Below are 26,152 nucleotides of genomic sequence, written 5' to 3' on the forward strand. Positions count from 1 at the left end.
ATGAACAGGGAGACCTTACCCTGCTAATTACTCGCGAGAGTATACCTTAGGATTTAAGCGCTGTTTATCTTTGTGTTCTCACACAAAAACGCCGGCGTAATGCCGGCGTTTTTAGAAGCTCATTTAGCCTTGCAACTAAAAACCAAAACTAGATTTCAAACGCTCAATACGCTCTTTTGAGCCGGTTTGTACAAACTCTCTGCTGTCTAATCGGCGCTTAGCTTGTGTCTCTCTGCCCATTTGAAGAAGCAACTCAACATGATTTAAGTACACCTCTTCATTGGGGATGGGTTGGGTAGCAATTTGACCGTACAAGGACAACGCTTCTTCTTGCTCACCCTTGGCAACAAGGATCTGTGCTAACGTATCAACCGCATCGGAGTTTCTAGGTTGAATAGCTACCGCTTTCCTCGCCAATGGCTCAGCCTTATCCAAGGTACCAGCTTCAAGGTTGATGTAAGCTAGGTTGTTTAACACGACAAAATTGTCGGGCATTTCATTGAGAATACTTTCGTACGTACTCACCGCTTTATCACTGTCTCGACCAATCTGACGCTCGGCTAACAGCATAGCACTTCTCACGTCGCTCCCATCTTGCGCAACGTGCTCAGACAAAAAGGCATAAGCTTCGTCTTGTGCTCCTGTCGCTTCCAATGACGCGAGGCGAAGCAGCGCGTTAGCTGACGTTTCATTGCCCTCATAAGCGGCTTTAGCATGCTCAACGGCTAGATCAGCGTTTCCATCCACCATATGTAATCGAGCAATAATGCTCCTTACGAAAGGTAGCGCTTTAACTTGGTCTGAGAAGCCTTCAATGATTGGCCATGCAGGTTCACTCTGCCCCAACATACTGTGAAAATAAGCTTTTAGTAGTGACAACTGAGGTTCTGGACGCTTCGCTAGTACTTCATCTACCAGATCCACACCATCTTGATAATCTCGCTGAGTATCGTGAACAAGTAGCATACCCAATACCGCATTTTTGTCTTGAGGATAGATTTCAATCCACTTGTTGAAGTGTGCTGCGGCCTCTTCAACTTTGTTTTCCCTCACGTAAGACTGACCCAATAGATTCCAATAGCCCATTGGGGTGGTTACATCAGGCTCAACGTCTGAAAGCACACGAGTAGTGGCTTCAAACTGACCTGAGAAGGAGTAAAGACGGGCTAGTAATACACGTAAATCAATATTATCGCTGTCGCTCTCAAACTGGCGTCTTGTGTGTTGAATCACAACATCGCCTTTATCCTGTGATTCTTCTATAGCAAACCACATAGTAATCCCTTGAACATCCGTTGGATTACTCGCTACGAATTCTGTTAACAAGCTCGACGCATCGCTAATACGCTCCTGAGCTATGTATTGCTTTGCTCGTGTATAAGTGATTTCTGGGTTTGATGCATCCAAAGCCTCTGCTTCACCGATCAACGTCTCTGCCTTAGCAAAGTCTTGTTCTGCAATCGCAATATTCGCGAGATAAATAACAGGGAGTGGATCAGTGGGCTGTGCTTGACGCCAACTCTCACTGGCCTCTTGTGCCTCACTTAACTTTCCGGTGGCGAGTAAAGCCCTTACCAACGTATTTTGTGAAGTAGCAGATTCTGGTGCTTGCTTTACTGCTTCTTGAATATTAATCAAACCGTCGATATCGTTTAGCGACAGTTGTAGCACGCCCAAACGCGCTAAATCTTCACCAGAAAGGTTCGCGCTATTGGTTTTTTCAATCATTTGCTGCGCGCCAACAACGTTACCTTGACGTAGTAATTGGTAACCCGCTTTAGAGAACAAAGATGCATCTGCATCCATCGTCATTTCCACACGGTTAAGCACGTCTAACGCTTCATCGTTCTCGCCTTGCTGCAGCAAACTGTCAGCAAGCATGCGAAGCCCCGGGTGATTGTCAGGAAGATTCGATGCCACCATGGTCAAATGGCGCTGTGCTGCTTCAAAATCACGGATCTGGAATGCACTAAAACCGGCTACTAGGCGAACAACTTCGTCACTACGCCCATTTTGAATTGCCGTTTCAAGAAACTGTAGTGCAGAGGCAAAGTTCTCATTAGAAGCTTCAATAATACCTTTGTAAGTATTTAACAAAGGGTTAGCGCTATTGATTTCCATTAACTCATCGACAATAGGCTCGGCTTTTTCAAGCTCTCTTCGCTCGACGAGAAGTGAAGCTAGTACGAACTTGCGGTTCAAGTCCGACGGGTAGATGGTCACATATTCTTCGTAAACACCAACGGCCTCGTCTATATCGCCTTGTTGCAGGTGTAGACCCGCCAATTGCAATAACACATCTTTATTTGATGGTGCCTGTGCTTGCAGTTGTTTCGTTTTGTCTAATGCTGCAGCGAAGTCTTGCGCAATGATGAATTCGTAGCTGTCGACCAACCCTTTGTAAACCGACGATGTATCCAGGGTAACTAAGTCGTCGAGTAAAGTTTGCGCATCTTCTGTTTGACCAAGTTGTACTAGCGCTTGCAGTTTATAAAAGCCCACTTCTGCAGATTCAACGGCTGTCATACCCTCGGCGCGATGATCAATATCAACCAGTGCATTTTCTGCCCCAGACTGCTGATAGGCCGTAGAGAGTAAAGGAATGACCTCACTGGCTGAATGGCCGAGTTCCAATGCGCGGTTGAGCTCTTTTTCAGCCGACGCGAAATTGCCCTGTAATATGTACAATTTACCGAGTTCAAATCTGGGCAATGCTGCGTCTGGCTGTGCTTGGATCGCATTTTTATACTCTACGATTGCCGCGTCGATACGCTGATTTTCAGCATATGCACGAGCATCATCCATATACGCTTCCATCGTTTTTTCGCCACACCCAGTAAGCAGACTTGCCAATAAAACAACTGCTAAAGATGAACGTTTAACTAACTGATGGGGATACTTTTTACTCATTAGAATTCCTTTACCCTACACCTATGATTATTTTGTATAGTACACATCGCAACAATTACACTGCATATTTTTTCACCAAGACTGTGCAATTACGTGGCAACCTACCTATTATTCGAATATAATAAGGTTTTTTGCAACATGTCGGTACGCCAGTGACCCTGAGGGTTTAAGCCGCTTACCGCCCCCGCCTTACTTAAACACATCAGGATCATTAATGACCACAACTGTCGATATGACATTTAAAGACCTCAATCTTCCGGAGTCTATCTTACAAGCCCTTGAAAAGGTTGGCTACGAGAAACCGTCACCAATTCAAGCAGAAAGTATCCCTCTATTGCTTGAAGGACACGATTTACTGGGACAAGCACAAACGGGTACTGGTAAAACAGCAGCATTCGCGCTCCCAATGTTAGCAAACATAGACCCTGAACAGCGCACACCACAATTGCTGGTACTTGCACCTACCCGCGAACTTGCTATTCAAGTTGCCGAGGCCTTTCAAGTATATGCTAGTTTTAGCAAAAAGATTCGCGTTCTACCTGTTTACGGTGGTCAATCGTATGACAACCAAATTCGCCAACTAAAACGCGGCGTACAAGTTGTAGTAGGAACGCCAGGTCGTATCATCGACCACATCAAACGCAAGACATTAGACTTGAGCGAGCTTAAGTTCCTAGTGCTCGACGAAGCTGACGAAATGCTTCGCATGGGCTTTATTGATGACGTAGAGCTTATTCTTAGCCACGCACCAGAAGAACGTCAAACCGCTTTGTTCTCAGCCACAATGCCTGGCCCAATCAAAAAGATCACTGAGCGTTATCTGAAGTCACCGAAGCAGGTGAAAATTGCCTCTAAGGTAAGCACGGCAAGTACTATCCGTCAGCGCTTCTGTCAGGTTGCTCCACACCACAAGCTAGAGGCACTAACTCGAATCATGGAAGTTGAGCCATTCGACGCTGTGATTATCTTCGTTCGTACTAAAACAGCAACCGTTGAACTTGCTGACAAATTGTCTGCTCGCGGATACGACGTAGAGCCACTGAACGGTGACATTCCACAAGCTGCCCGTGAGCGTACTGTCGATAAATTGAAACAAGGCAGTATTGATATCCTTGTCGCCACAGATGTTGTTGCTCGTGGTCTTGACGTTGAGCGTGTAAGTCACGTTATTAACTTCGATATCCCTTACGATAGCGAATCATATGTTCACCGTATTGGCCGTACTGGTCGTGCAGGCCGTTCTGGTGATGCGATTCTATTTATTTCGCATCGTGAAAAGCGTTTGCTGTATTCAATCGAGAAGACAACAAAACAGCCGATTGAAGCAATGCCTATTCCTTCAATTAACGAGCTAAACGAAACCCGTTTATCTCGCTTCAAGCAATCAATTGAAGAAGCGACGCAACACGATAGCCTTGAGTCACTCATGCCTATCGTAGATATGATTCAGGAAGAAATAGAAGCATCTCCTGAAGTGCTAATGGCAGCGTTAATCAAAATAGCGCAGGGTGATGAGCCTCTCATCCTCAAGCCGTCTGACCGTCCAGATCTGCATAGTAAGCCCCAGCGTGACAACCGTGAACGTCGTAATTCTCGTGACGGCCGTGATGGTCGCGATCGCAAAGGCAGAGTGCCAAAAGGTAACCGCAAACCAGAAGAAGGTATGCAGCGCTATCGTATTGAGGTAGGCCATGTACACGGTGCTAAGCCGGGTAACATTGTTGGTGCTATTGCAAACGAAGCCAACATTAACTCTAAGCACATTGGTGCCATCGAAATTTACGATAACTTTAGTACAGTTGATTTACCTGAAGGTATGCCGAGAGAGACCAAAGACGTGCTTCAAGGTACTCGTGTGGCAGGTCAACGATTGTCGATCAGAGAATGGTCTGATACGCCCCCTAAGCGTCGTGATAACCGTAAACCACGTAAGAACTAAAGTTCTACTTATAAACGCTAGTTATAACTAACACGAATAACTAGGCTAAAATCGTTGTTTCTAAAAATAAAGAATTGACGCAAAATGGCGTCAATTCTTGTTTTTGGGGTTCTGATTTTATGGATTACTTTCCGCTGTTTCTCGATGCTCGCCAGCTTCGTTGTCTTGTTGTGGGTGCCGGAGAGGTTGCCGCGAGAAAGCTCGAACTCATTCTCAAAACACCAGCAACTATTACCGTAGTCGCACCGTGGGCTTGCGATACCGTTAAACGTTTGGCTCAAAGCGACCAAGTCACACTCATTGAACGGGTATTTGAAGACACAGACCTCGACCACAAAGACATGGTATTTGTGGCCACCGATAGCGGTGAGGTTAATCAACATGTTCACGACTTAGCGCGAGCACAAAATGTGCTAGTTAACGTGGTTGATAACACGCCACTCTGCCAGTTTATCACTCCATCAATTGTTGACCGCTCTCCTATTGTGATCGCGATGAGCAGTGGTGGCGTTGCCCCTGTTTTACTGCGCTATTTGCGTCAAAAGCTCGAAACTGTTTTGCCTACCAATATTAGCCGGTTGGGTAACTTTTCAGAAAAATTTCGCGAGAAGGTTAAACAAACCTTGTCAACGGTTACCGCACGGCGTTATTTCTGGGAAGACGTTTTGGATGGAGATATTGCGGAGCTTGTAGAGAAAGGGCAAGAAGACAAAGCTGACACGGCGTTTTTGAAAGCACTGGAAGCTGCAGCACAAGAGAAAAAGGAACAAGGCAGTGTGTATCTTGTAGGTGCAGGCCCTGGTGATGCTGACCTACTGACATTTCGCGCATTGCGATTAATGCAGAAAGCCGATGTGGTGGTCTACGATCGTTTGGTTTCGCCAGAGATTTTAGAATTGGTTCGCCGCGATGCCGAAAAGATTTACGTGGGCAAGGCAAAAAGTAATCACACACTCCCCCAAGAAGACATTAACCAGTTAATGGTCGATGAAGCCAAAAAAGGCAACCGTGTAGTCCGGTTGAAAGGGGGCGACCCTTACATATTCGGTCGAGGTGGTGAAGAAATTGAAACCCTCATCAGTCAAGGTGTTGAATTTCAAGTGGTACCGGGGGTTACCGCTGCAAATGGTGCCGCGAGCTATGCCGGGATCCCACTCACACACAGAGACCACGCACAGTCTGTCGTTTTCGCCACTGGGCATTTAAAGAACAATACTATTGACCTTAACTGGCCTGCATTAGCGCATGACAATCAAACGTTAGTGTTCTACATGGGACTTACGGGCTTGTCGATTATCTGCAACAAGCTCATAGAACACGGGTTGTCACCAACAACGCCTATCGCGCTAGTTCAGTCTGCAACCACAGAAAATCAACGGGTGCTTACGGCCACACTTGAAACGATTGTTGAGCATCCTGAGACCGCCTCTATGAAGCCACCAACACTCATTATTGTTGGGTCAGTGGTGTCCTTACACAGCAAGCTAGATTGGTTCACGCCAGCGTCAGACGATTGATTCACTTGCACTATTTTCAGCGAGCCGCATACTAGAAGAGTAATTGGTATGCGGAAAGCCTATAACAAATGAACCTCTTGACGCGCATCACGTGTGCAATGCTATGGCTAAGTTGTCTGTGTGTCTCTGGCGCTAATGCAGAGCAAACCCGCTTTGATCATTCAGTGTTGGAAGACACTACGGTGTTTGAATATCGATGGATTGATGGCAGCGGTATGGAGAAGGAGGTTACCTTTACTCTGTCTAATGACGCGATAAATTCAGCCCCCACGGTACAACCTAACTATCGTACACCTATTATGATGCGACACATGGTAGTAGCGTTACAGAAAGAAGCGCAAAGTTACGATCCCCGCGATGCCATCGTTAGAATTATTCCGAAGAGAGATACAATAGATATTGATGTAAGGTCACGCCAACCCGCTCGGCAGCTAGAAGTCATGGGAGTGATGAATACCGCACATAAAGACGCCTATGACGCCTACCTTTTCGAGAATTACTACATGGAATTCACCACTTCCTTTAATCAAAAAGGTATTAAACCCGACCATGCACGCTACATCCTCGAAACGACCGAAGCGTTAATACCGGCTTCGCAGGCTTTTTATGAAAAACTCGCGGGCAACGAAGATGCCCGTGCTTACTTAGATATTTTACTCGGATGGGTACAGAGTATTCCCTATGACCCATTGGACGATCGACTGTCGAGTAATGGCGCTGGATTTGCGCCACCCATGGGGTTATTACTACAAAACAAAGGGGATTGTGACAGCAAAGCCGTGCTTACCTCTGCCCTGGTACGTGCTTTTTTACCTGACACTTCCATGATAATGGTATTTTTACCCAATCACGCACTGCTTGGCGTAGCAATAAAACCACTTGCACACGAAGAAACACTGTCGATAAATGACGAAACCTATGTTTTATATGAACCCACAGGCCCTGCATTGATCCCTTTTGGTCAGGTCTCTGAAACGACAAAACAACAATTACTCACTGGTCGCTACACGACTGAATCGGTTAACTAGCCTAGCCTTAAACCAAAGCAACTTCCCCACACCAACAATCTGTTCTTTTTTTGATCAAAGTTACAACATTTAATGTATCTAGTCGATTAACAGCACTGGTGACAGGGAAAGATGTTATGCAACAAAAAAGCAAGCGATTTTCGTTTCGCGTAACAATAGTTGTAATGTGTACGCTAATAGCCGCACTTACTGCGCTAGTGGCGATTTCTCTTCACTATTACTTTGCTAAGCAAATGGCAATATCTGCCAGTCAAGACTTTGCCAAACAAGTGGCGAGTCAAATTGAATTCTCGATTTCCACGCTCGATGACGCCGCCACGAGTACCACATCATTACTGGCAAATTACACAGACGCTTTAGACGGTGATGCTATCGACGAACGTGTTGATGGGATATTTAAAGATATCTTACTCGAGAACAATGATTTCTACGCTATTTTCTACGGCTTAGACAACGGCGACTTTTATCAATTCGTTAATCTTGAGAGCAATACTGTCGTTCGGTCTAGATTCAATGCGGCTCACGAGGATAGGTTCGTAAAAATCTATATTCATAACCACAATGGTATGCGTATCAAAAAAACCGAGTTCCTTGATGAAAAACTCAATACAAGACATACAACCACGGAGCCCTCAGATTACGACGCCACCAACCGCATGTGGTATCAAAATGCCAACCACGACAGCGTTTATGAAACCAAACCTTATTTGTTCCAACATTTAGGCTTAACGGGTAAATCATACTCTCGCTTTGTTTCTGGCACACAACACGTCGTTGCTGTAGATATTGCGTTGAAGACCTTATCGAACCAACTCACACAACAGTTTTCGACGTCAGACGACAGAATATCAACCCAAGCATTTGTATTTGGTCCTGAAGGTGACTTATTAATCAGTAGCCTGAGCAGTGATATTGAAAACGCTCCCAAAGTATCACCATTGGCACTATCAGCCCAGCAGCGACAAACCGTTAAAAACTTGGGAACAATCAGCGTGAGTAATGAAAATGATTGGGCGCCTGTAGACTTCGCCATTTCGGGTGAGCCAAGAGGTTATACTCCCGAGCTAATAAACATACTCGGGCAAAAGCTCGGACTCAAGCTCAACTTTATCAATGGATTTAGCTGGCTAGAACTACAAACACTGTATCAAAATGGTGATATCGACATACTGCAACCCATTCACGTTACTCTCGATAACCAAAGCTGGGGAAACTACTCACAACCCCTATTAGATATGCCCTTGGCCATTGCGACCCGAAACGGAGAGCCACAGCTTGATTCATTGAGTGATTTGAACGGAAAGCTCGTGGCAATCGGTGAAGGCTGGTCCATCGAAAGTATTCTCCCCGCGGTATACCCAGATATAGAGGTGATTACTTACCCATCGATTAAAGACGCATTATTTGCGGTGGAAGCTGGTGAAGTATACGCAACTATCGACAGTGAAATCATTCTTTCGTACACAGAAAAAATGTACTTTATCGAAGGGTTAATGCAGCACACAAATATTGATACATCGAGAATGAATTTTGACACCACACTCAGGCTGGTCAGTCAAAATCAAAATGTCGTCGATTTGTTTGATTTTGCGATTAACAATCTCACTAAACAAGAAATCGCTTATTTGAGCGAGCGGTGGTTAAAAACAAGTTCAGATAACACGGCAACATTAAGCACTAATACGGTTCCCTACAAAGCACTCATCGATTTTGCGTCGGAACTCAATACTCCGACCGAGTTACGCGTCGAGAACATCTCTGGCACCGAATATCTAGTATTTTTGTCTACCACTACGCTTGGTCGTTTCGATACCAATTACTTCGCGCTAATGATCCCCACAAAAGTAGCCTACGAACAAGGATTGAGCTTTGTTAGTAAGTCGGTTTTGATCACCCTTGCCATACTCGTTTTACTGATGCCAGTGACTTGGTTTTTCTCTAACCCCATTGTGAATTCGATGCGTAAACTGAGTGAGGAAAACCGTAAAATCAAAAGTCGGCAGTATGATGACCTCGTCCATCAATCTAGTTTCATTACCGAAATTGACGAAGTATTTTCTTCTCTAACCAATATGGCTCACTCAATACAGGAGCACGAAAAAAATCAAGTTGCGCTACTAGACTCATTTGTCAAACTTATTGCTCAAGCGATCGATGACAAATCGCCCTACACTGCTGGTCATTGTAACCGAGTGCCAGAGCTCGGATTGATGCTTGCGGATGTTGCAAGCAAAGACAACACGCCCTACTTCGCGTCGTTTGCTTTGGACACCAAAGACAAGCAACGTGAATTTAAGCTAGCGGCATGGCTTCACGATTGCGGGAAAATTATTACGCCTGAACACATCGTTGATAAAGGCTCGAAGCTAGAATGCATTTACAATCGAATTCACGAAGTAAGAATGCGATTTGAAGTGCTATGGCGAGACGCGCAAATCAATTATTTACAAGGTCTTATTGCTAACCCTAGTGATGTTTCCATGCTAGATGCAAAACTACAAATGGCGCAAAAAAGACTCCAAGAAGATTTTGCCTTTGTCGCGTCTTGTAATCAGGGCGGAGAATTTATGGCAGAGGATAAACTAGCAAGGCTCGATGAAATCGCTCGAACAACTTGGCAACGGCACTTCGATGACCAACTAGGCCTATCTCCACTGGAAGAACTCAATCAAAGTAAAACAGGAGAATCACTTCCCGTTACCGAACATTTGTTATCAGACAAGGCAGCACATATTGTCACACGTGATAAAAAAGTAGAATACGCTCCACATCTTGGTATTAAAGTTGACGTTCCAGAACATAAAGCGAATTTGGGAGAACTTTACAATTTGAAAATTGGTAGAGGCACGCTGACGGCTGAGGACCGATTTATCATTAACGAGCACATCATCGGTACTATCAAAATGCTCGATTCTCTCCCATTCCCCAAAGAGTTATCAAAGGTGCCAAGATATGCCTCAACTCATCATGAGACACTGAAAGGCACTGGCTATCCACGTAGGCTCACTGCAAAAGATCTATCCATACCCGAACGCATTCTTGTACTAGCTGATATTTTTGAAGCGCTAACCGCGTCAGACCGTCCCTATAAACGCGCAAAACCCCTGAGTGTTTCAATAGATATTCTGTATAAGATGAGTCTGGACAATCACGTCGATATGGAAGTGTTTAAGCTATTTATTCGTTCCGGTATCTACAAAATCTATGCAGAACGTTACCTGTCGCCACATCAAATAGACGACGTAGACGAGAGCAAATATTTGGAGAGTGAGGCGGCCTAGCTTTGCGACAAAAGTCATTAAAGGCTGCTGTCCACGCCTTAACTATTTAACTTGAAGAAGTCCAACAGTTCTGATACTTCGCCTGCCCGTTCAGGTGTGAGTAACGTGGTATCCTTCATGAAAGAGGAATAGCCCTGCACTTTGTCACTATCTTCATCTAAATGCTGAAATCCCATGGACCACTGCGGGAAGTGACGTTCATCGGTTTCTTTTTCGATAAGGCGAGTCACTTGTCGGTGCCTCGTGTCTTTTTCAATCTCCCTATACAGGTCCAAAATCTCCTTTTTATCGCCCTCTAGCAACTGGATAAAAGACTTATCTTTGTAAAGCAGGAGGCCAGTAATATTTTTGCTAGCATTGTAGTCTTTCGATTGTTCTAACAGAGCGAGTAAATCGGCAGAGGTAAAATGTTGGTTTGCTTTGGAGCAATAGACCAATTGAAAAAACATGCTTAGTGAACATCCTGATTGCTTTAGAAAAAAGTAGCACAGCGCTTTGTAATTGCACACGAATCAGCTTTAAAGTTACGATAATTACGAAACTTTTTTACCCAATTGAATACAATGAAGAGAACATCCTTGTTCTCTTCACTAATGGGAAATGTCCAATGGCTACAAATGTCGCTCTGCAAAATCAGCAAGGCGAGAACGCACCACTCCGTCTAAATTCAACGTTGCACTGCCAGAAAAATCTTTAAACTTTTCGACCAGATAAGTCAGACCTGACGTTACCGCACTAAGATAGTTGCTGTCGATTTGCGCGAGGTTACCTCCCACGATAATTTTTGTCCCTTCACCACAACGTGTGATGATTGTCTTTAACTGTGATGCGGTTAAGTTTTGCGATTCATCTAAGATAACAATCGAGTTTTGAATACTGCGCCCACGCATAAAATTCACCGATTTATACTGAATATTGGCCTTCTCCATGATGTAGTTCATTGAACCTTTTACGTTTTCATCATGCTTGTGCAGTACTTCCAGTGAATCAGTAATACTCGCCAACCACGGAAGCATCTTTTCTTCCTCTGTGCCCGGTAAAAAGCCAATTGATTCAGCGATTTCTGGTGTGCTACGGGTCACGATTATTTTTTCATACATGTTCTTTTCGACAACCATTTCAAGGGCAGCCGCTAGCGCAAGTAAAGTTTTACCGCTACCTGCTGGGCCAGTGAGTACAACCAAGTCAATATGAGGATCGAGTAAAGCGTGAAGGGCCATAGCTTGACCGATATTTTTTGGCGAAATGCCCCATGCATGGCGACTCATTAGGCGATCGTAACCTAAGTCTAAAATTTCTAGGTTATCTGCATCGACTGATTCCACTAGCCCCGCAAATTGTTTGGAATCATCAAGCAAAAACTCATTTACGTAAGCCTCTGGTAGCATGGACTTGGGTACGGTGTGAATGGTGTCGCGACCTTCAGTGCGGCTGTCTACACTTTTCACTTGATCCCAAAAGCTTCCCTCAAATTGGTGAAAGCCTCTAGAAAGGTATTTGATATCAGAAATAAGTTGGTCAGTACGATAGTCTTCAACATGGTTTAAACCAGCCCCTTTTGCTTTGAGGCGCATGTTGAGATCTTTCGTTACCAGTACAATTTGTTGTGGCGCGTAACTGGCTTGCAAATGTAGCGCAACATTAATAATTCTGTTGTCGTTTTCGTTGCTGGTGAACACTTGATTGGTTTCAAGCATATTGAGATCAGCAAAAATAGACAGTGCACCAGAGGGGGCGGTGTCTCCTGCGCCGAGTCCTTCCATTGAGACGCCGTCAACCATTTGTTCGGGCGTTGCATCGTGCAACAAGTCTTCCATAGCGCGAATAGATACGCGGGCATCTCGTGCAACGTCTTTTTTACTGTCTTTGATGTAGTCCAACTCTTCCAGTACCGTCATAGGTACAACAACGTCGTGTTCTTTAAATGAGAGAAAGGCGAGAGGTTCGTGAAGCAGAATATTGGTATCGAGGACGTATATTTTTGTATCAGGTGATTTTTTTTGGGGCATCCTACACTCCGGTAAATAAAGCTTGGCCCGTCCAACCGCTGACGTGCTCGGGACAGTTACGCGAAGAGTAGGTGTCGTTCGAATAGGACCTCTACCCTTATCGCATCGACTGACGAAAAGCATGGCTTTTCTAGAAGCGCTTTTGTTTTCACACTTCTAATGTTCACCATAATGCAGTTTTTTGTTTTTGGCACGGTTTATTTAGTAACTATTTCTTTCTTCAAAAGCCGTTCTTCACAACGGAAGGTGCCTCATCGGGCCGCCTATTCATCATAGGTGTACTAGTATTAATGACTTATGTGGTAGCAATGCGTACAATGTCGCCCCCGAAAAATAGGTTGGTGTAGTATGAGTTCTGAAATGTCGTTTTTTGTTGGTCAGCGTTGGTTAAGTAACGCTGAGACGGAACTGGGTTTAGGTGCCGTAATCAGCGTGGATTTTCGCGCTGTAGAAGTGCTTTTCCCCGCAACCGGTGAAAGCCGTATGTACACGAAACAAAATGCGCCATTAACAAGGCTCGTCTTCGAGATAGGGGAAACCGTAAAAAGCCAAGATGGCTGGGAAATGAATGTCACTGAAGTAGAAGAGAGCCAAGGCGTGCTCATTTACATGGGCATTCGAGAAGACACCAAAGCGCAGGTACGGTTACCAGAAACCTTTCTCGATCATCACATTCGTTTAAACCAACCTGAAAAGCGTTTATTCAATATGCAACTTGACCACCCCAAGTGGTTCGATTTGCGTTTTAACGCCATGAAGTATCAGTATACCTATTTCAAGTCTTCGACTATTGGCTTGTCTGGTGCGCGTATCTCACTAATACCCCACCAACTTCATATAGCTTCAGAAGTTGGAACGCGACATGCGCCGAGGGTATTGCTGGCCGATGAAGTTGGTCTGGGTAAAACCATTGAAGCGGCATTGATTATTCACCAACAGATAAAAACTGGTCGCGCTGAACGTATCTTGATTTTGGTACCTGATTCATTAATTCATCAGTGGCTAGTGGAAATGCTTCGCCGCGTAAACTTAGCGTTTGCTATTTTTGATGAAAGTCGATGCGAAGCACTTGATGACGGGGAGTCAAACCCGTTTGAGAATGATCAATTAGTATTGTGTAGCATCGACTTTCTTGCCTCTAATCCCAAAAGACATGCACAAGCGTTAGCCGCGCACTGGGATTTAATGGTAGTTGATGAAGCCCACCACTTGGCGTGGTCTAGCGAGGCTCCATCCGATGAGTACCAATGTGTTGAAGCGCTAGCCAATCAAACATCTGGCGTATTGCTGCTTACTGCGACACCAGATCAGCTTGGCCATGAGAGCCATTTTGCCCGTTTGCGTTTACTCGATCCCGCCCGCTTTCATGACTACAGTGTGTTCTTACAAGAGGAGTCTCGCTACAGTCAGCTAGCAGACGCGGTTGCCCCACTACTTTCAGAAAGCCTACCTGACGACAAACAGCTGGCTAAACTGACAGAGATCGCACCGGATGTGATGGCCAACGTGTCTAGTGCAGACTCGCTCTCGACCCAAGAAGCTCGCTCTACGCTATTACACCAACTTATTGATTGTCACGGTACTGGGCGAATGTTGTTTAGGAACCGTCGAGCAAATATTGAGGGCTTCCCCGAGCGCGCGCTTAATGTGTACCCCCTTGAAACACCAGAGGAATACAGCGAAGCGATTGTTAGCGGCGATCTTACTCAAGCTTTGTATCCAGAAAGGCAGCCTAAACTCGTTAACTCATGGACTACCATTGACCCGAGAGTGGATTGGCTGCTGGATTTCATGGCGTCGATAAAACCGGCGAAAATCCTTCTAATATGCGCCAGCGCCAGAACAGCGCAAGAGCTGGGTGAGGTAATTCGCACACAAACAGGCACCCGCCATAGTGTATTTCATGAAGGTATGAGTATTGTTGAGCGAGACAAAGCTGCACACTATTTTGCCGACGAAGAAGAAGGTGCACAGATTCTTTTATGTAGTGAGATTGGTAGCGAAGGTAGAAACTTCCAGTTTGCCCACCACCTTGTTTTATTCGACTTGCCCCTTACCCCAGATTTGCTTGAGCAGCGTATTGGTCGTCTAGACCGCATCGGGCAAACTCAAACCGTGCAAATTCATGTACCTTACATCGATAGTAGTGCACAACACGTATTAGCCCAGTGGTATCACCAAGGTCTTAATGCCTTCGAAAACACTTGCCCTACTGGCACTGGCGTATTTGAAGACGTAAAAGCACTTTTGCTGGGCGCTTGTTTGCAACCCCATAATACGGATGCTCGTAATGAGTTAATTGAAACTAGTCGAGTCCTTAATAACCAACTCATGGCGCAACTCGAGGAAGGTAGAGACCGTCTTCTAGAGCTAAATGCCTCGGGTGAAGGACGTATAGAGCAGCTACTCGAAGATATTATTGAACTGGACAGCACACAAGACTTGTCTCGCTTTATGGGGCGGGTATTTGATGCTATTGGCGTGCAGCAAGATGAAAAGGGTAACGATTGCTTTATCTTGATGCCCACTGAATCTATGGTCAGCCAGCTCCCCGGACTAGATCCGGAAGGCATGACAGTGACTTATAAACGTCGCGTAGCGACGACTCTTGAGAACGTGCAATTTCTGAGTTGGGACCATCCTTTGGTGCACACTGCCATTGACGTTATCCTTACCGATGTTCATGGCAAAAGCAGTATTGGTTTTAGCGCCGAAAAAACACTTCCCAAAGGCGCGTATTGGCTTGAAGCTCTATTTACCTTGGATGCAAAAGCGCCTAAAGCACTTCAGTTGGGTCGGTTCTTGCCGCAAACCCCTATCAAAATATGCTTAGATGCGCAGGGTAAACAGGTGGAGTTAGATGTTGAAGTTAGGCGTCCTGCAGGTAAAAAGATTTCACAACAGCTATTGGGTGCGCTAGAAAAGCCGCTCCAGCTGTCCATTGAAGCGGCACGAAAGCTTGCCCATCAACAGGCCAACCAATGCTTGCACGACGCACTAGAAAACATGCATAGTACGCTCAATAGTGAAATTCAGCGTTTAAAGGATTTGCAACAACGTAATCCTGCAGTCCGCGACAGTGAAATTACCTTTATCGAAAAGCAAATTCACGCCCTAGATGAAGTGATTCAGCAAGCCGATGTTCAGTTAGACGCTCTGCGAATTGTGGTAAATAACCCCTAATGCCCAATCCTAACTTTGTTTACGCGCCACCCTATGATCCGTATTTGTCGATTCTGTACTATGACGACGACATCGTGGTGGCTAATAAGCCCAGTGGACTCTTGAGCGTACCGGGCAGAGCTCCCGAACATCAAGACTGCCTGATTAGTCGTGTTAATAAGGTTTTCCCCACGGCAACTGTCGTGCACCGTCTTGACATGGCCACTTCCGGCATCATGATTATGGCGATGAACAAAGAAAGTCACCGCAATTTGTCGAGTCAGTTTCAGCAAAGGATCACCCACAAACGTTACTTTGCAAGAGTGAATGGTGTGGTCAACAATACCTCGGGTGAAGTGGACTTACCGTTAATTGTTGATTGGCCAAACCGCCCGAAGCAAAAAGTCGATCACGACAACGGAAAGCCTTCTCTTACTCGCTATGAGGTGGTAGAGCAAAAAGAAGACGAAGCACTGATGGCGCTCTACCCTGTTACTGGGCGTTCCCATCAACTCAGGGTACACATGCTCTCTTTAGGGCATCCGATACTTGGCGACAGACTCTATGCTCACCCAACGGCACTCGCCAAAGCATCTCGTCTTCAACTGCATGCCCAAGCTATCAGCTTCAATCACCCAGATTCTTACAACTGGATGACCTTTGAAACCCCAATCCCTTTTAGTGACCATACGCCAAGCCCGTTCTAATTTAAGCATTTAGCTTTTGAGAAATTGGTCGATAATACGATAAGTATTGGTTCTATTTGAGACGGTTTATGCGTGTAATTCTATTGGCATTCTTATGCTTGGTGCTGCCTAGGGCAGAAGCCGAGATGATGAATGACATACAGCACGCGTTAATGCAAGACGAATATACCGAGCTCATGGTCGGCGAGTCCCAGTACCCCGTATTTGATACCCCTTCTTCACTACCACTGACCCTCGGCGTTGCCTTTATTTTTGCCGATGACAGTGCATCAGGCTTCTCACTATTTGATGCAAAACACCTTGCCTCTTCCCTCAATGAAAAGGGTTGGCGCACGGTGATCTTTCCGTTGTTCTTAAATGGGTCTGTGGCCGCTCAAATGACAGCAGAAGCAACACAAGACGGTGAGCAGATGACGAATGTTAGCGCCAGAGAAGATAGTCGAAAAATGGTTGCTAACTACGAAGATGTGCAGCAGCGATTGATGATGATCATGAATCAACTCTACCAATTTAGCGATAACACCGCGGGCTTTAGGCTAGTGATCGCGAGTGGAATGACCGCCGCACAGCTCATAGATTTAGGTGCGAATGATCAAATTGGCTACCCTGATACCATGGTTAGCATTTTTCCCTATTGGCCGCACTATGAGATAAATCAAGCACTACCATCACTAGTGGCCCAAACACCGTTTCCGTTGTTAGATATCTCTTACCCCAATCAAAATAGCTGGGATGCAAGCACCGCAGAACAACGAGAAACACTCGCAAAAACATCGCTTAAACTGCACTACAGGCAGCGACAACTGGCTGCTCCACACATCCATCACCCCACTACACAGAATCAACAACCACCGCATATTCAATTACTTGCAGGTCAAATTTTGGGCTGGATCCGCTATTTAGGCTGGTAATCCAGAATGAAAACGATTAACCTATTTTCTAAATAAAAACAGTGGTCTAAGCGTAACTAGTTACAAAACACAGTAATCAAGCAGATTGCCGCTATACTTAGATGTAGATACATAAACGGTTGTATTCCTCGTGACAGTGCAAGAATTTGTAAATCAGAAAGCTAAGCAATTGAGCTTCTATTTGAAGTCGTTCTGGCAAGGAGAAATGCCTTTTAAAGAGCTCGAGCTCTTCTTTTGGGATACCTTAGAAGAGTGGGGACAAATCGCTCATTCGCTTACACAACCTTACACGCAAAAAGAGCGGGTGTTTTGGCACGTGCTTCACCAGGTGCAATTTTGGACAGAAGACACTATCAAAGGCGACCAAGTGTTGGTCGATGAACTAAAAACTTGCGTGTTGTTCCTTGATGGCAATGGCCATTGCCCTTTCGACTGTGTGGGTATTCGTCCGTAACACTATTCTCCTTCTTGCAACTCGCTACACTTCGTGGCTCAATAGCTAAAACATTCAACGAATTCCTCCCTTGCTCAGTTCATTTAATACCTACAAAGACAAACGCCTCTTCACAATCTTTATGTTTGGTATAGCCAGCGGCTTTCCATGGATCATGATAGGGTCTGTGCTCTCCGCCTGGTTAAAAGACGAAGGCTTGTCTCGATCAGCTATTGGCCTTTTTGGGGCAATTTTTGCGGTTTATTCGTTCAATTGGATATGGTCGCCACTTGTCGACAGACTGAAAATATACGGATTCGGGCAACGGAAGGGTTGGATTTTTATGATGCAGTGCGGTGTTCTGCTGTGCTGTATCGTCATGTCTCAACTTAATGCAGGCAATCACTTATTCTGGATTGCACTATGCGGCTTTATGATAGCGTTGTGTTCAGCGACTCAAGATATTGCCATTGACGGTTATCGTATTGACGTTATTGAGTCAGAGGAAAGAGACAAAATGTCGGCTGCCTCTGCCGTTGCCACTGCAGGATGGTGGACAGGCTATGGCGGACTTGGTGCCTTGCCTTTTTTCCTTGCAGATTCTACAGATTGGTATTGGCCACAGCTCTACCTGATAATTGGTGGGATTATGGTGTTGTTAATACTCGGTACGCTTTTCACCAAAGAGCCAGACATTGACCGCGCCGCAATGCGTAAAGCAGTGCAAGGCGCGTCCAACAATCAAGGGGCGCTTCTGTGGGTGCAACAAACTATTATTTTTCCCTTCAAAGAGTTCTTTACGCGTAATGGTGTAAAAGTTGCTCTGTCATTTTTACTATTTATTTTTCTATTTAAACTCGGTGAAGCATTTTTAGGCCGAATGAGTATCGTTTTTTACAAAGAAATCGGGTTTACCAACAGCGAAATTGGCGGTTATTCAAAGTTGTTAAACTGGTGGGTGACTATCATTTTTTCACTCATTGGTGGCCTAATAAATATTCGTTATGGGATTTATCGAGGCTTAATGATTGCCGGTATCGCTATGGCTGCATCAAACTTGATGTTTGCAGTGATTGCACAGGTCGGCCCTGATGTGAAATTACTTACCGCAGCGGTAATCGTTGATGGGTTTACTGCAGCATGGAGCACGGTGGCGATGGTAGCCTTCATATCACTACTGTGTAACAAAGCGTTCAGTGCTACTCAGTACGCTCTCATGGCTTCATTGAGCGTCGCTGGGAGAACGCTTGTCGCATCAAGCAGTGGCTTTATGGTAGATTATTTAGACGGTAACTGGAGCGTATTTTTCATCGCCACCGCATTAATGGTCATCCCGAGCTTGCTGTTTTTATACAACATCAGAGAGCGTATTAATACGATGGAAGCAAACCGTTAAGCCAAGCCTATGGCTACGGGGTTTTCGTCATCACCAAAGAGACGGTATTGGTTGCGGCCTCCCTCTTTGGCTGCGTATAAGGCCTGGTCGGCCTGTTCAAGCCAAGCCATGCTAGACTTGGAATCAACCTCGAGTTGCGCAAGGCCTAAGCTCACCGTAAATGAGATCTCATTACCTTCGTGCTCAACAGTGAGACGTTGGGCAAAACGACGAATACGTTCAGCAACTATGGTGGCATTTTTTACTGTAGAGTCAGTGAGAATCACCGCAAATTCTTCACCACCATAGCGCCCTGCCAAATCTGTTTCGCGGATACAGCGTTTAACTAACTGTGCCAAGGCATGAATAACCTTGTCACCGGCTTGGTGGCCGTAGGTATCATTGATACGTTTGAAGTGGTCGATATCCAACATCATTGCCGTACTCGGCTTTTCACGACGCATGGCAAGCTTATAGGCATTTTCAAAGCGATCTTGCCAATATCTGCGATTAAATAAGCCCGTTAACCCATCGACTCGACTGGCAATCTTGAGTTCTTCGTTAAGACGCTCGATACCGCGTTTACCTAACGCCTGATCGGTCACGTCATACACCAGCATACAAAAACGCTCTACATCTCCGGAGCTGGATACTAATGGAAACATTGTCACGTTCTGATACATGTGGTCCGCGTCGCAGGTCACAGGTCTATCACAACCAAACTTAAACAAATATTCACGCTGTTCCCAAATAATGAACACTGGGCTTCTGAGGTTAAAAACAGGCTCCGACTTTAACCTCAGCCAATGTTGATCGATTTCAGGAAAATGGGAAAACAGCGACGTACCAATAATCCTTTTCGCGGGCACAGAGGAGTGGTTTGCCATAAAAGGATTCCAGGCCTCAACCATAAAATCACGGTCAAGAATAACCACGCCCACCTCAATGGAGTTAACAAGTGCCTCGGTCCAATTACCTGCGTCCATGGGGGTAGTCATTAAGCTATCTCTCTGCTCTCTTGCATTAATCTGGAATAAATTTGCTTCATGGCGTCGTCAGGGAACAGCAACAACAAGTCAAAAGCAATACCTTTTGCTTTGATGGCGTAGCCAATCTCGACAGCCATAATCTGCCCCCATTTTTTCACGTTGTCACTGAGTAAGGTATCTAGCCCTTGGTGACGACCCAGCAGTACTGGATGGGTCTGATTAAAGCTTACGTTCAACTGTTCGGCAAGGCCATTTAAGCACGCACCAATAAGTATATTCGATACATCCATCAGGGCTTCTAAATCTAAGCTTCCTATCGAGTCATGGGCATCGTATCCAAGCAATTCGACCATGCTCTGTGTATTGGTGTCGTTGAATATGACTAAAGCTTCGCCACGTATTCCTGAGCCAACAAACCCCTTAGAAACTGCAGATACACACTCATTGTGATTAATCTCTGCAATCGCCATAGATAATTCGTTACTCGCTAACAAATTTACGTTCGGGATGGGCAAATCGATAAAGGTACCCAGTAATTGCGCTAAACTTTCACCGGCTTGACCCATAGCAACGTTCACCATTTCTCGATAAGCGTCTAACTGGTCTTCCAAGGTATGAGTTTTAAGCTTATTCGCCTCTTCCACTCGATGACTCGCTTCGCTGTCACCGTTGTAAATACCATACGCCGCTAAAATAGTCGTTAACTTGGTATTGTCGATAGGTTTGCGAATAAACTCTAACGCCCCCATATTTTTCATACGGGTGCGCGCCTCTGGCTGAACATCACCAGAAACCACAATAACCAAGCACGGGAGGTCCTGCTTTCGAATGACCTCCATCGTTTCGTAGCCGTCCATTACTGGCATGTTTAGATCGAGGAAAAGCACATCGCCCTTTCCCGCTTTGATCATAGATATGGCTTCCGCTCCATTCTCTGCAAATGAAATCTCCACATCCCAGCCATCTGGAATACTGCGCGCCATTTGGCGGCGAGCAAAGCCAGAGTCGTCACAAATGAGTACTGGAATAGTCACATCTACCTCGCTAGATCGCTACAGGTGCTTTGATATGTGGATGACATTCATAATCCTGAAGCTCAAAATCATCATAGGTAAAAGAAAACAAATCTTTTACTTCAGGGTTAATGGCCATGGTAGGACGCTTGTACGGTGTTCTGCTAAGCTGCAGTTCTACTTGCTCTAAATGATTACTGTACAAATGTGCATCGCCTAATGTGTGTACAAAATCACCGGGCTCAAGATCACAAACTTGCGCTACCATCATCGTCAGTAAGGCGTAGCTTGCAATGTTAAAAGGTACGCCTAAGAAAATATCACCGCTGCGTTGATATAGTTGGCAACTGAGTTTTCCGTCGAGTACATAGAACTGGAAAAGGGTGTGGCATGGAGGAAGGGCTTGCTTACCCATGGCCGCATTTTCTTTCGGAGAGTAGTTTGTATCGGGCAGTACTGCCGGGTTCCACGCACTCACAATCAAGCGACGAGAGTCTGGATTTGTTTTAATCTGTTCTACTAACTCTTTGATTTGGTCGACCGTAGTGCCGTCACCGCGATCCCAACTGCGCCATTGATATCCGTAAACAGGACCGAGCTCGCCGTCTTCAGTTGCCCACTCGTCCCAAATACTTACGCCATTCTCTTTCAAATAGGCGATGTTGGTTTCACCTTTCAAAAACCATAACAACTCATGAATAATCGATTTTAGGTGACACTTTTTAGTCGTCACCAATGGAAAACCTTCCTGCAAATTAAATCGCATTTGGTAACCAAATACGCTCAGGGTTCCCGTACCGGTTCTGTCTTCCTTTTTCACACCATTGTCACGCACATGGCGCATCAGAGTAAGATATTCTTTCATCGTTATTCTTTATTATCTGTTGTTACGCATTTGCATCGTCGCGCTTGTATGCGCGAAGCAATAAGATCAATCCCAATAGTATCATAGGAAGACACAAGAGTTGCCCTTGACTTAGGCCAAGTTGGTATAGGCCTATGTGTGCATCGGGTTCTCTGAAAAACTCTATGATAAAGCGGAATGATCCATAACCCAACAAGAAGACACCGCCTACTGCGCCCACAGGACGAGGCTTAGCTGAGTACATCCACAAGATGACGAATAACACCACGCCCTCGAGTGCAAATTCGTAGAGTTGTGACGGGTGTCTGGGTTCATTACCCGCATTAGGAAAAATCACAGCCCATGGAACATCTGTGGTCCTTCCCCACAATTCGGCATTTAAAAAGTTACCGATACGCCCCGCTCCTAAACCAATGGGAACAAGAGGGGCGACAAAATCCCCTAGCGCGAGGAATGTGGTACCCATTCGCTTGGCCTGCCAAAAAAGTGCAACCAAGACACCAATGAGACCGCCGTGGAAAGACATACCGCCAGTCCATATCTTAAATAGATACAAGGGGTCGTCGAGAAACATGCCAAACTGATAAAAGAACACGTACCCCAATCGACCACCTAAAATGACGCCGATAAAGCCCCAAAACAGCATGTCGCTGACTTGGTCTTTCGTCCAGGTGGTATTTGATAAGCGTTTCTGTGCTAATAAATACGCCGCGACAAATGCCACTAAGTACATCATTCCGTACCAACGCACACTTAATGGCCCAACACTAAAAATAACAGGGTCTATACTGGGGAATACCAGATAACTACTGTCAGACATAACCTATTCTATTCCTACTAACATTTTTAAACTGACTAACACTAGCAAGGCCGCTAGCATTAACTTAAGTACTCTAACATTGACCTTCTGCCCTAACTTGGCGCCAATATTGGCGGTTAGCATGGACGTCGCGACTATGCCTGCTCCCGCTGGCAGGTAGACATACCCAACACTACCCGATGGTAGGCTTGTATTAGACCAGCCGGAGATGATAAAACTTACCGTACCAAATACGGCGATCACCAAACCGCAAAAAGCAGCGCAACCGATGGCCTGACGAATGTTCACGTTGAACCACACTAACGCAGGTACAAGCAAAGCGCCGCCGCCAATACCCATGAAGGCACTTACCCCTCCGGTTAGGGTACCAACAACACCGAGAACCTTAGGTGTGGCTTTATTTCCAGAGGCACGCTTTTTACCGAAAGCCATCTGCAATGCAATCAGCATGACCAATACCGCAAATACATCAATGAGCATCTCGCCGGGAATTGCACTTGCCGTGAATGCTCCGGCAACGGCGCCAAACCCTATCCCTAAACTGGTGTATATAACCGTTGGCTTATGAAAATTGCCTAACTTGTGATGAGTAAGCGCGGAGGAAAGACCGGTAAAAATGATGGTAGATAACGATGTTGCCACTGCCACTTGCATGACATATTGCGTACTCATTCCCAACACATTGATCAGTAAATAAGACAAGGCAGGCACAATAATCAAGCCGCCTCCAATACCTAACATGCCGGCTAACACACCAACCACAGCGCCAATTCCTAGGCAACTAAGAAAAATAATGACTACCGGATCCATACCCACTCCCTGAAGTTAAGCGCGTAGACTAACATAGTTTTCACTACAGAAAGCGATTAATAAAATGAAGCTTATATTTCGTTAAGCACCGGCACGTACCAAGCCACCGAGACCTTTCGTTTCAAGATATTGATTGACGTGTTCAAACACTTCACTATGACAGCTAGACGTTAGTGCTAGCGATAGTAACTGCTTACTTTCTTCCAAACTTACATTACGTATAAGCCAATTGATTTTGCGAATATTAAAAGCGCTCATGCTCAAGCGGCGATAGCCCATTCCCATGAGTAATATTGCACCGCCGGGCTCCCCTGCTAATTCACCGCATATGGTTACGGGCACCTGATTCTGATTGGCTTGTTTGACAATATCGAACAACGCACCAAGTACTGCTGGATGGTAACAATTGTACAGACTAGCAACTCGCGTATTATTTCGGTCTACCGCTAGTAGATACTGGGTCAAATCATTACTGCCCACCGAAAAGAAATCCACATGTTTGGCAAGCTGAGGTAGCTGATAAAGCACTGAAGGCACTTCGAGCATTATACCGAGTTTAGGGCGATGAAGCTTAACATGCTTAGCTTTGAGCTCATCGCTTATTTCAAAGTATGCCTGATTAACTAGTCGTTTTGCTTCCTTTACCTCAGACACGGAAGAAATCATAGGAAGCATAATTTGCAAGTTGTCCAAGCCTACGCTCGCTTTGAGCATGGCACGTACTTGCACCAAGAAAATTTCGGGGTGATCTAGGGTTAAGCGAACACCTCGCCATCCTAAGAAGGGGTTTTCCTCGTTAATAGGAAAGTAAGGTAACGGTTTATCACCGCCTACGTCTAAGGTGCGCATGGTAATAGGTAGTGACGGTGCGGAAGCAAGCACCTGTCGGTACAATTCCACCTGCTCTAATTCTGATGGAAAACGCTCACGTAACATAAAAGGAATTTCGGTACGGTATAAACCAATTCCTGAACCTATCTGGCCTGCATTGATTTCAACTTCGGCGGATAAACCTGCGTTGATATACAGCGCCATTCGACATCCGTCTTCACTTTCACAGGGTTTGTCGACGTCAGCTTCAATACGCTGAGCAACCGCCGCTTCTTCTTCAATAAGCTGCGCAAATTCAAGTTTGATATGACGCTCAGGCGACACGATGATTTCGCCCGCGTATCCGTCAATAAGGATTTCTTTACCCTCTAACAGTGACGGGGATACGTTTTGACAACCCATCACCGCAGGCACACCCATGGCACGGGCCAAAATAGCCGCATGAGAGTTATTAGACCCGCGTATTGAGATGATGCCTTTGAGTTTTTCTCGAGGGAACTCGGCCAGCATATTGGCTGACACTTCTTCAGCAACAAGAATACTCTCGTCGTACACTGGTGTTTCAACCACACTGTGCCCTTTGGCCTCAGTAACGATATACATGAGAATACGGTCAGACAAATCAACAATATCGATAGCCCGCTCTTGCATGTAAGGGTCATCCATTGCTTCAAAACGGGCGGCGTAATTCTCTACTACCATTTTGAGCGACGACGCGGCATCCCACCCCCCTCGGATCTTTTCTTCAACTTCTCGCCCGAGACTGTTGGCATCAAGTAGATGGTGATAGAGCTGAAAAATAGACTTTACGTCATCGGGGATCCCATCATCTAACCGCTGAGATAAGGCATCAACATGAGCCCGAGTAAGTTCAACACCACGGCGATAGATTTTAATTTCTTCAGCCGGAGACGTGGTTCGCTTCACTACCCAGTTTTTCAGCTTTACGGATTTTTCAGAGGATGCGCCACGACCTATAGCCAGCCCCGGTGAGCCAGGAATACCACTCACATTTTTTTGCGTGGGAATAGGATCATTGGACGTTGTGTTATTCAGCGCGCCACGCATATCTGCATTGGTTATTTCCAATGCCAACTGTGCGGCTAAGGTCACCAAGAAAGCTTCTTCGTCTTCACTGAAGCGGCGCATATCACCTTGCTGCAGTGTGATAACCCCTAAGACTCGACGCTGATGAATGATCGGCGTACCCAAAAAGCCATTATACGCTTCTTCTTGTACTTCCGGATAGTGTTTGAATCGGGGATGAGTATGGGCGTTTACAATATTAAGAGGTTCTTCTCTTTGGCCAACTAAACCGATAAGCCCTTCTGAAAAACCTATTTTTACTTGCTCGACAGCATCGGGGTGAAGGCCATCTGTTGCTTTGAGAACGAATTCCTGTTTTTCGTAATCCGCGAGATAAATAGAACATGAGTCTACGCTTAGCGTTTGCTTTACGCGGCTCGCTAGACGGAACAGAGCGGTATCAAGTGCAGGAATTTGATTAATTTCCTGCACAATACGTTTAAGCGTGGTTAGCATCGCGCTTTAT

The 26,152-nt window shown here is 45.5% G+C and carries 18 protein-coding genes; 9 read left to right on the forward strand and 9 right to left on the reverse strand.

Annotated elements, in window-relative coordinates:
• Positions 1 to 135: 135 nt before the first annotated feature.
• On the reverse strand, positions 136 to 2,910 hold the full coding sequence (gene prsT, locus EYS00_RS13990; protein ID WP_130637654.1) for an XrtA/PEP-CTERM system TPR-repeat protein PrsT: 2,775 nt from the start codon (positions 2,908 to 2,910) through the stop codon (positions 136 to 138).
• Between the two features lie 214 nt (positions 2,911 to 3,124).
• Between prsT and EYS00_RS13995 the strand changes: the two genes are divergently transcribed.
• From EYS00_RS13995 to EYS00_RS14010, 4 genes are all read left to right on the forward strand, one after another.
• Positions 3,125 to 4,849 carry a DEAD/DEAH box helicase gene (locus EYS00_RS13995; protein WP_130637656.1) on the forward strand — a complete coding sequence of 575 codons (1,725 nt, stop codon included), beginning with the start codon at positions 3,125 to 3,127 and terminating at the stop codon, positions 4,847 to 4,849.
• Between the two features lie 119 nt (positions 4,850 to 4,968).
• Complete coding sequence (cysG, locus tag EYS00_RS14000) at positions 4,969 to 6,366, forward strand: siroheme synthase CysG (protein ID WP_130637658.1); 1,398 nt, start codon at positions 4,969 to 4,971, stop codon at positions 6,364 to 6,366.
• Positions 6,367 to 6,443: 77 nt separating this feature from the next.
• Positions 6,444 to 7,394 carry a hypothetical protein gene (locus tag EYS00_RS14005; protein WP_130637660.1) on the forward strand — a complete coding sequence of 317 codons (951 nt, stop codon included), beginning with the start codon at positions 6,444 to 6,446 and terminating at the stop codon, positions 7,392 to 7,394.
• 116 nt (positions 7,395 to 7,510) lie between these two features.
• Positions 7,511 to 10,675: an HD domain-containing phosphohydrolase gene (locus EYS00_RS14010; RefSeq protein ID WP_130637662.1), complete on the forward strand. Its 3,165-nt coding sequence runs from the start codon at positions 7,511 to 7,513 to the stop codon at positions 10,673 to 10,675.
• 38 nt (positions 10,676 to 10,713) lie between these two features.
• Here EYS00_RS14010 and EYS00_RS14015 read toward each other — a convergent pair whose 3' ends face one another.
• Together EYS00_RS14015 and EYS00_RS14020 are read right to left on the reverse strand one after the other, a co-directional pair.
• Positions 10,714 to 11,124, reverse strand: coding sequence for a BLUF domain-containing protein (locus EYS00_RS14015; RefSeq protein WP_130637664.1), 411 nt, complete (start codon positions 11,122 to 11,124; stop codon positions 10,714 to 10,716).
• A 162-nt stretch (positions 11,125 to 11,286) separates the two neighbouring features.
• Positions 11,287 to 12,684: a PhoH family protein gene (locus EYS00_RS14020; RefSeq protein WP_130637666.1), complete on the reverse strand. Its 1,398-nt coding sequence runs from the start codon at positions 12,682 to 12,684 to the stop codon at positions 11,287 to 11,289.
• 348 nt (positions 12,685 to 13,032) lie between these two features.
• On the opposite strand from EYS00_RS14020, the gene rapA reads away from it, so the two are divergent.
• The 5 genes from rapA (at position 13,033) to EYS00_RS14045 (ending at position 19,293) form a co-directional block, all read left to right on the forward strand.
• Positions 13,033 to 15,867 (forward strand): RNA polymerase-associated protein RapA, encoded by a 2,835-nt coding sequence (gene rapA, locus EYS00_RS14025; protein WP_130637668.1) that lies wholly within the window; start codon positions 13,033 to 13,035, stop codon positions 15,865 to 15,867.
• Complete coding sequence (locus EYS00_RS14030) at positions 15,867 to 16,553, forward strand: RluA family pseudouridine synthase (RefSeq protein ID WP_130637670.1); 687 nt, start codon at positions 15,867 to 15,869, stop codon at positions 16,551 to 16,553. Before rapA ends, EYS00_RS14030 begins: the two co-directional genes overlap by 1 nt.
• Positions 16,554 to 16,621: 68 nt before the next feature.
• Positions 16,622 to 17,464, forward strand: a complete 843-nt coding sequence (locus EYS00_RS14035; protein ID WP_130637671.1) for a DUF3530 family protein — start codon at positions 16,622 to 16,624, stop codon at positions 17,462 to 17,464.
• 130 nt (positions 17,465 to 17,594) lie between these two features.
• On the forward strand, positions 17,595 to 17,918 hold the full coding sequence (locus tag EYS00_RS14040; RefSeq protein ID WP_130637672.1) for a hypothetical protein: 324 nt from the start codon (positions 17,595 to 17,597) through the stop codon (positions 17,916 to 17,918).
• A 121-nt stretch (positions 17,919 to 18,039) separates the two neighbouring features.
• Positions 18,040 to 19,293, forward strand: a complete 1,254-nt coding sequence (locus EYS00_RS14045; RefSeq protein WP_130637763.1) for an MFS transporter — start codon at positions 18,040 to 18,042, stop codon at positions 19,291 to 19,293.
• Here the strand turns inward: EYS00_RS14045 and EYS00_RS14050 are convergent.
• The 6 genes from EYS00_RS14050 to ptsP all read right to left on the reverse strand — a co-directional run bounded on the left by EYS00_RS14050 (position 19,290) and on the right by ptsP (position 26,142).
• A complete protein-coding gene (locus EYS00_RS14050) occupies positions 19,290 to 20,270 on the reverse strand; it encodes a sensor domain-containing diguanylate cyclase (protein WP_130637673.1) in 981 nt (326 codons plus the stop codon). The two genes, EYS00_RS14045 and EYS00_RS14050, sit on opposite strands and share 4 nt — an antisense overlap.
• On the reverse strand, positions 20,270 to 21,295 hold the full coding sequence (locus EYS00_RS14055) for a response regulator (RefSeq protein ID WP_130637674.1): 1,026 nt from the start codon (positions 21,293 to 21,295) through the stop codon (positions 20,270 to 20,272). The genes EYS00_RS14050 and EYS00_RS14055 overlap by 1 nt, the downstream gene beginning before the upstream one ends.
• Before the next feature lie 10 nt (positions 21,296 to 21,305).
• Positions 21,306 to 22,139 carry a thymidylate synthase gene (locus EYS00_RS14060; protein WP_130637676.1) on the reverse strand — a complete coding sequence of 278 codons (834 nt, stop codon included), beginning with the start codon at positions 22,137 to 22,139 and terminating at the stop codon, positions 21,306 to 21,308.
• 22 nt (positions 22,140 to 22,161) lie between these two features.
• The gene (lgt, locus tag EYS00_RS14065; RefSeq protein WP_130637678.1) at positions 22,162 to 22,959 is read right to left on the reverse strand and encodes a prolipoprotein diacylglyceryl transferase; all 798 of its coding nucleotides are present in this window, start codon (positions 22,957 to 22,959) and stop codon (positions 22,162 to 22,164) included.
• A gap of 3 nt (positions 22,960 to 22,962) precedes the next feature.
• The gene (locus tag EYS00_RS14070; protein ID WP_130637680.1) at positions 22,963 to 23,769 is read right to left on the reverse strand and encodes a sulfite exporter TauE/SafE family protein; all 807 of its coding nucleotides are present in this window, start codon (positions 23,767 to 23,769) and stop codon (positions 22,963 to 22,965) included.
• A gap of 81 nt (positions 23,770 to 23,850) precedes the next feature.
• Positions 23,851 to 26,142 (reverse strand): phosphoenolpyruvate--protein phosphotransferase, encoded by a 2,292-nt coding sequence (gene ptsP, locus EYS00_RS14075; RefSeq protein ID WP_130637682.1) that lies wholly within the window; start codon positions 26,140 to 26,142, stop codon positions 23,851 to 23,853.
• Between the last annotated feature and the right edge of the window lie 10 nt (positions 26,143 to 26,152).

The organism is Alteromonas sp. KUL49, from assembly GCF_006538345.1.
In the GTDB taxonomy this organism is placed as follows: Bacteria; Pseudomonadota; Gammaproteobacteria; order Enterobacterales; family Alteromonadaceae; genus Alteromonas.

Bases quoted from the DNA above. Each gene is read 5' to 3' on its own strand.
- prsT (WP_130637654.1), bottom strand. From the start codon at position 2,910: ATGAGTAAAAAGTATCCCCATCAGTTAGTTAAACGTTCATCTTTAGCA.
- EYS00_RS13995 (WP_130637656.1), top strand. From the start codon at position 3,125: ATGACCACAACTGTCGATATGACATTTAAAGACCTCAATCTTCCGGAG.
- cysG (WP_130637658.1), top strand. From the start codon at position 4,969: ATGGATTACTTTCCGCTGTTTCTCGATGCTCGCCAGCTTCGTTGTCTT.
- EYS00_RS14010 (WP_130637662.1), top strand. From the start codon at position 7,511: ATGCAACAAAAAAGCAAGCGATTTTCGTTTCGCGTAACAATAGTTGTA.
- EYS00_RS14015 (WP_130637664.1), bottom strand. From the start codon at position 11,124: ATGTTTTTTCAATTGGTCTATTGCTCCAAAGCAAACCAACATTTTACC.
- EYS00_RS14020 (WP_130637666.1), bottom strand. From the start codon at position 12,684: ATGCCCCAAAAAAAATCACCTGATACAAAAATATACGTCCTCGATACC.
- rapA (WP_130637668.1), top strand. From the start codon at position 13,033: ATGAGTTCTGAAATGTCGTTTTTTGTTGGTCAGCGTTGGTTAAGTAAC.
- EYS00_RS14030 (WP_130637670.1), top strand. From the start codon at position 15,867: ATGCCCAATCCTAACTTTGTTTACGCGCCACCCTATGATCCGTATTTG.
- EYS00_RS14035 (WP_130637671.1), top strand. From the start codon at position 16,622: ATGCGTGTAATTCTATTGGCATTCTTATGCTTGGTGCTGCCTAGGGCA.
- EYS00_RS14045 (WP_130637763.1), top strand. From the start codon at position 18,040: ATGTTTGGTATAGCCAGCGGCTTTCCATGGATCATGATAGGGTCTGTG.
- EYS00_RS14050 (WP_130637673.1), bottom strand. From the start codon at position 20,270: ATGACTACCCCCATGGACGCAGGTAATTGGACCGAGGCACTTGTTAAC.
- EYS00_RS14060 (WP_130637676.1), bottom strand. From the start codon at position 22,139: ATGAAAGAATATCTTACTCTGATGCGCCATGTGCGTGACAATGGTGTG.
- lgt (WP_130637678.1), bottom strand. From the start codon at position 22,959: ATGTCTGACAGTAGTTATCTGGTATTCCCCAGTATAGACCCTGTTATT.
- EYS00_RS14070 (WP_130637680.1), bottom strand. From the start codon at position 23,769: ATGGATCCGGTAGTCATTATTTTTCTTAGTTGCCTAGGAATTGGCGCT.
- ptsP (WP_130637682.1), bottom strand. From the start codon at position 26,142: ATGCTAACCACGCTTAAACGTATTGTGCAGGAAATTAATCAAATTCCT.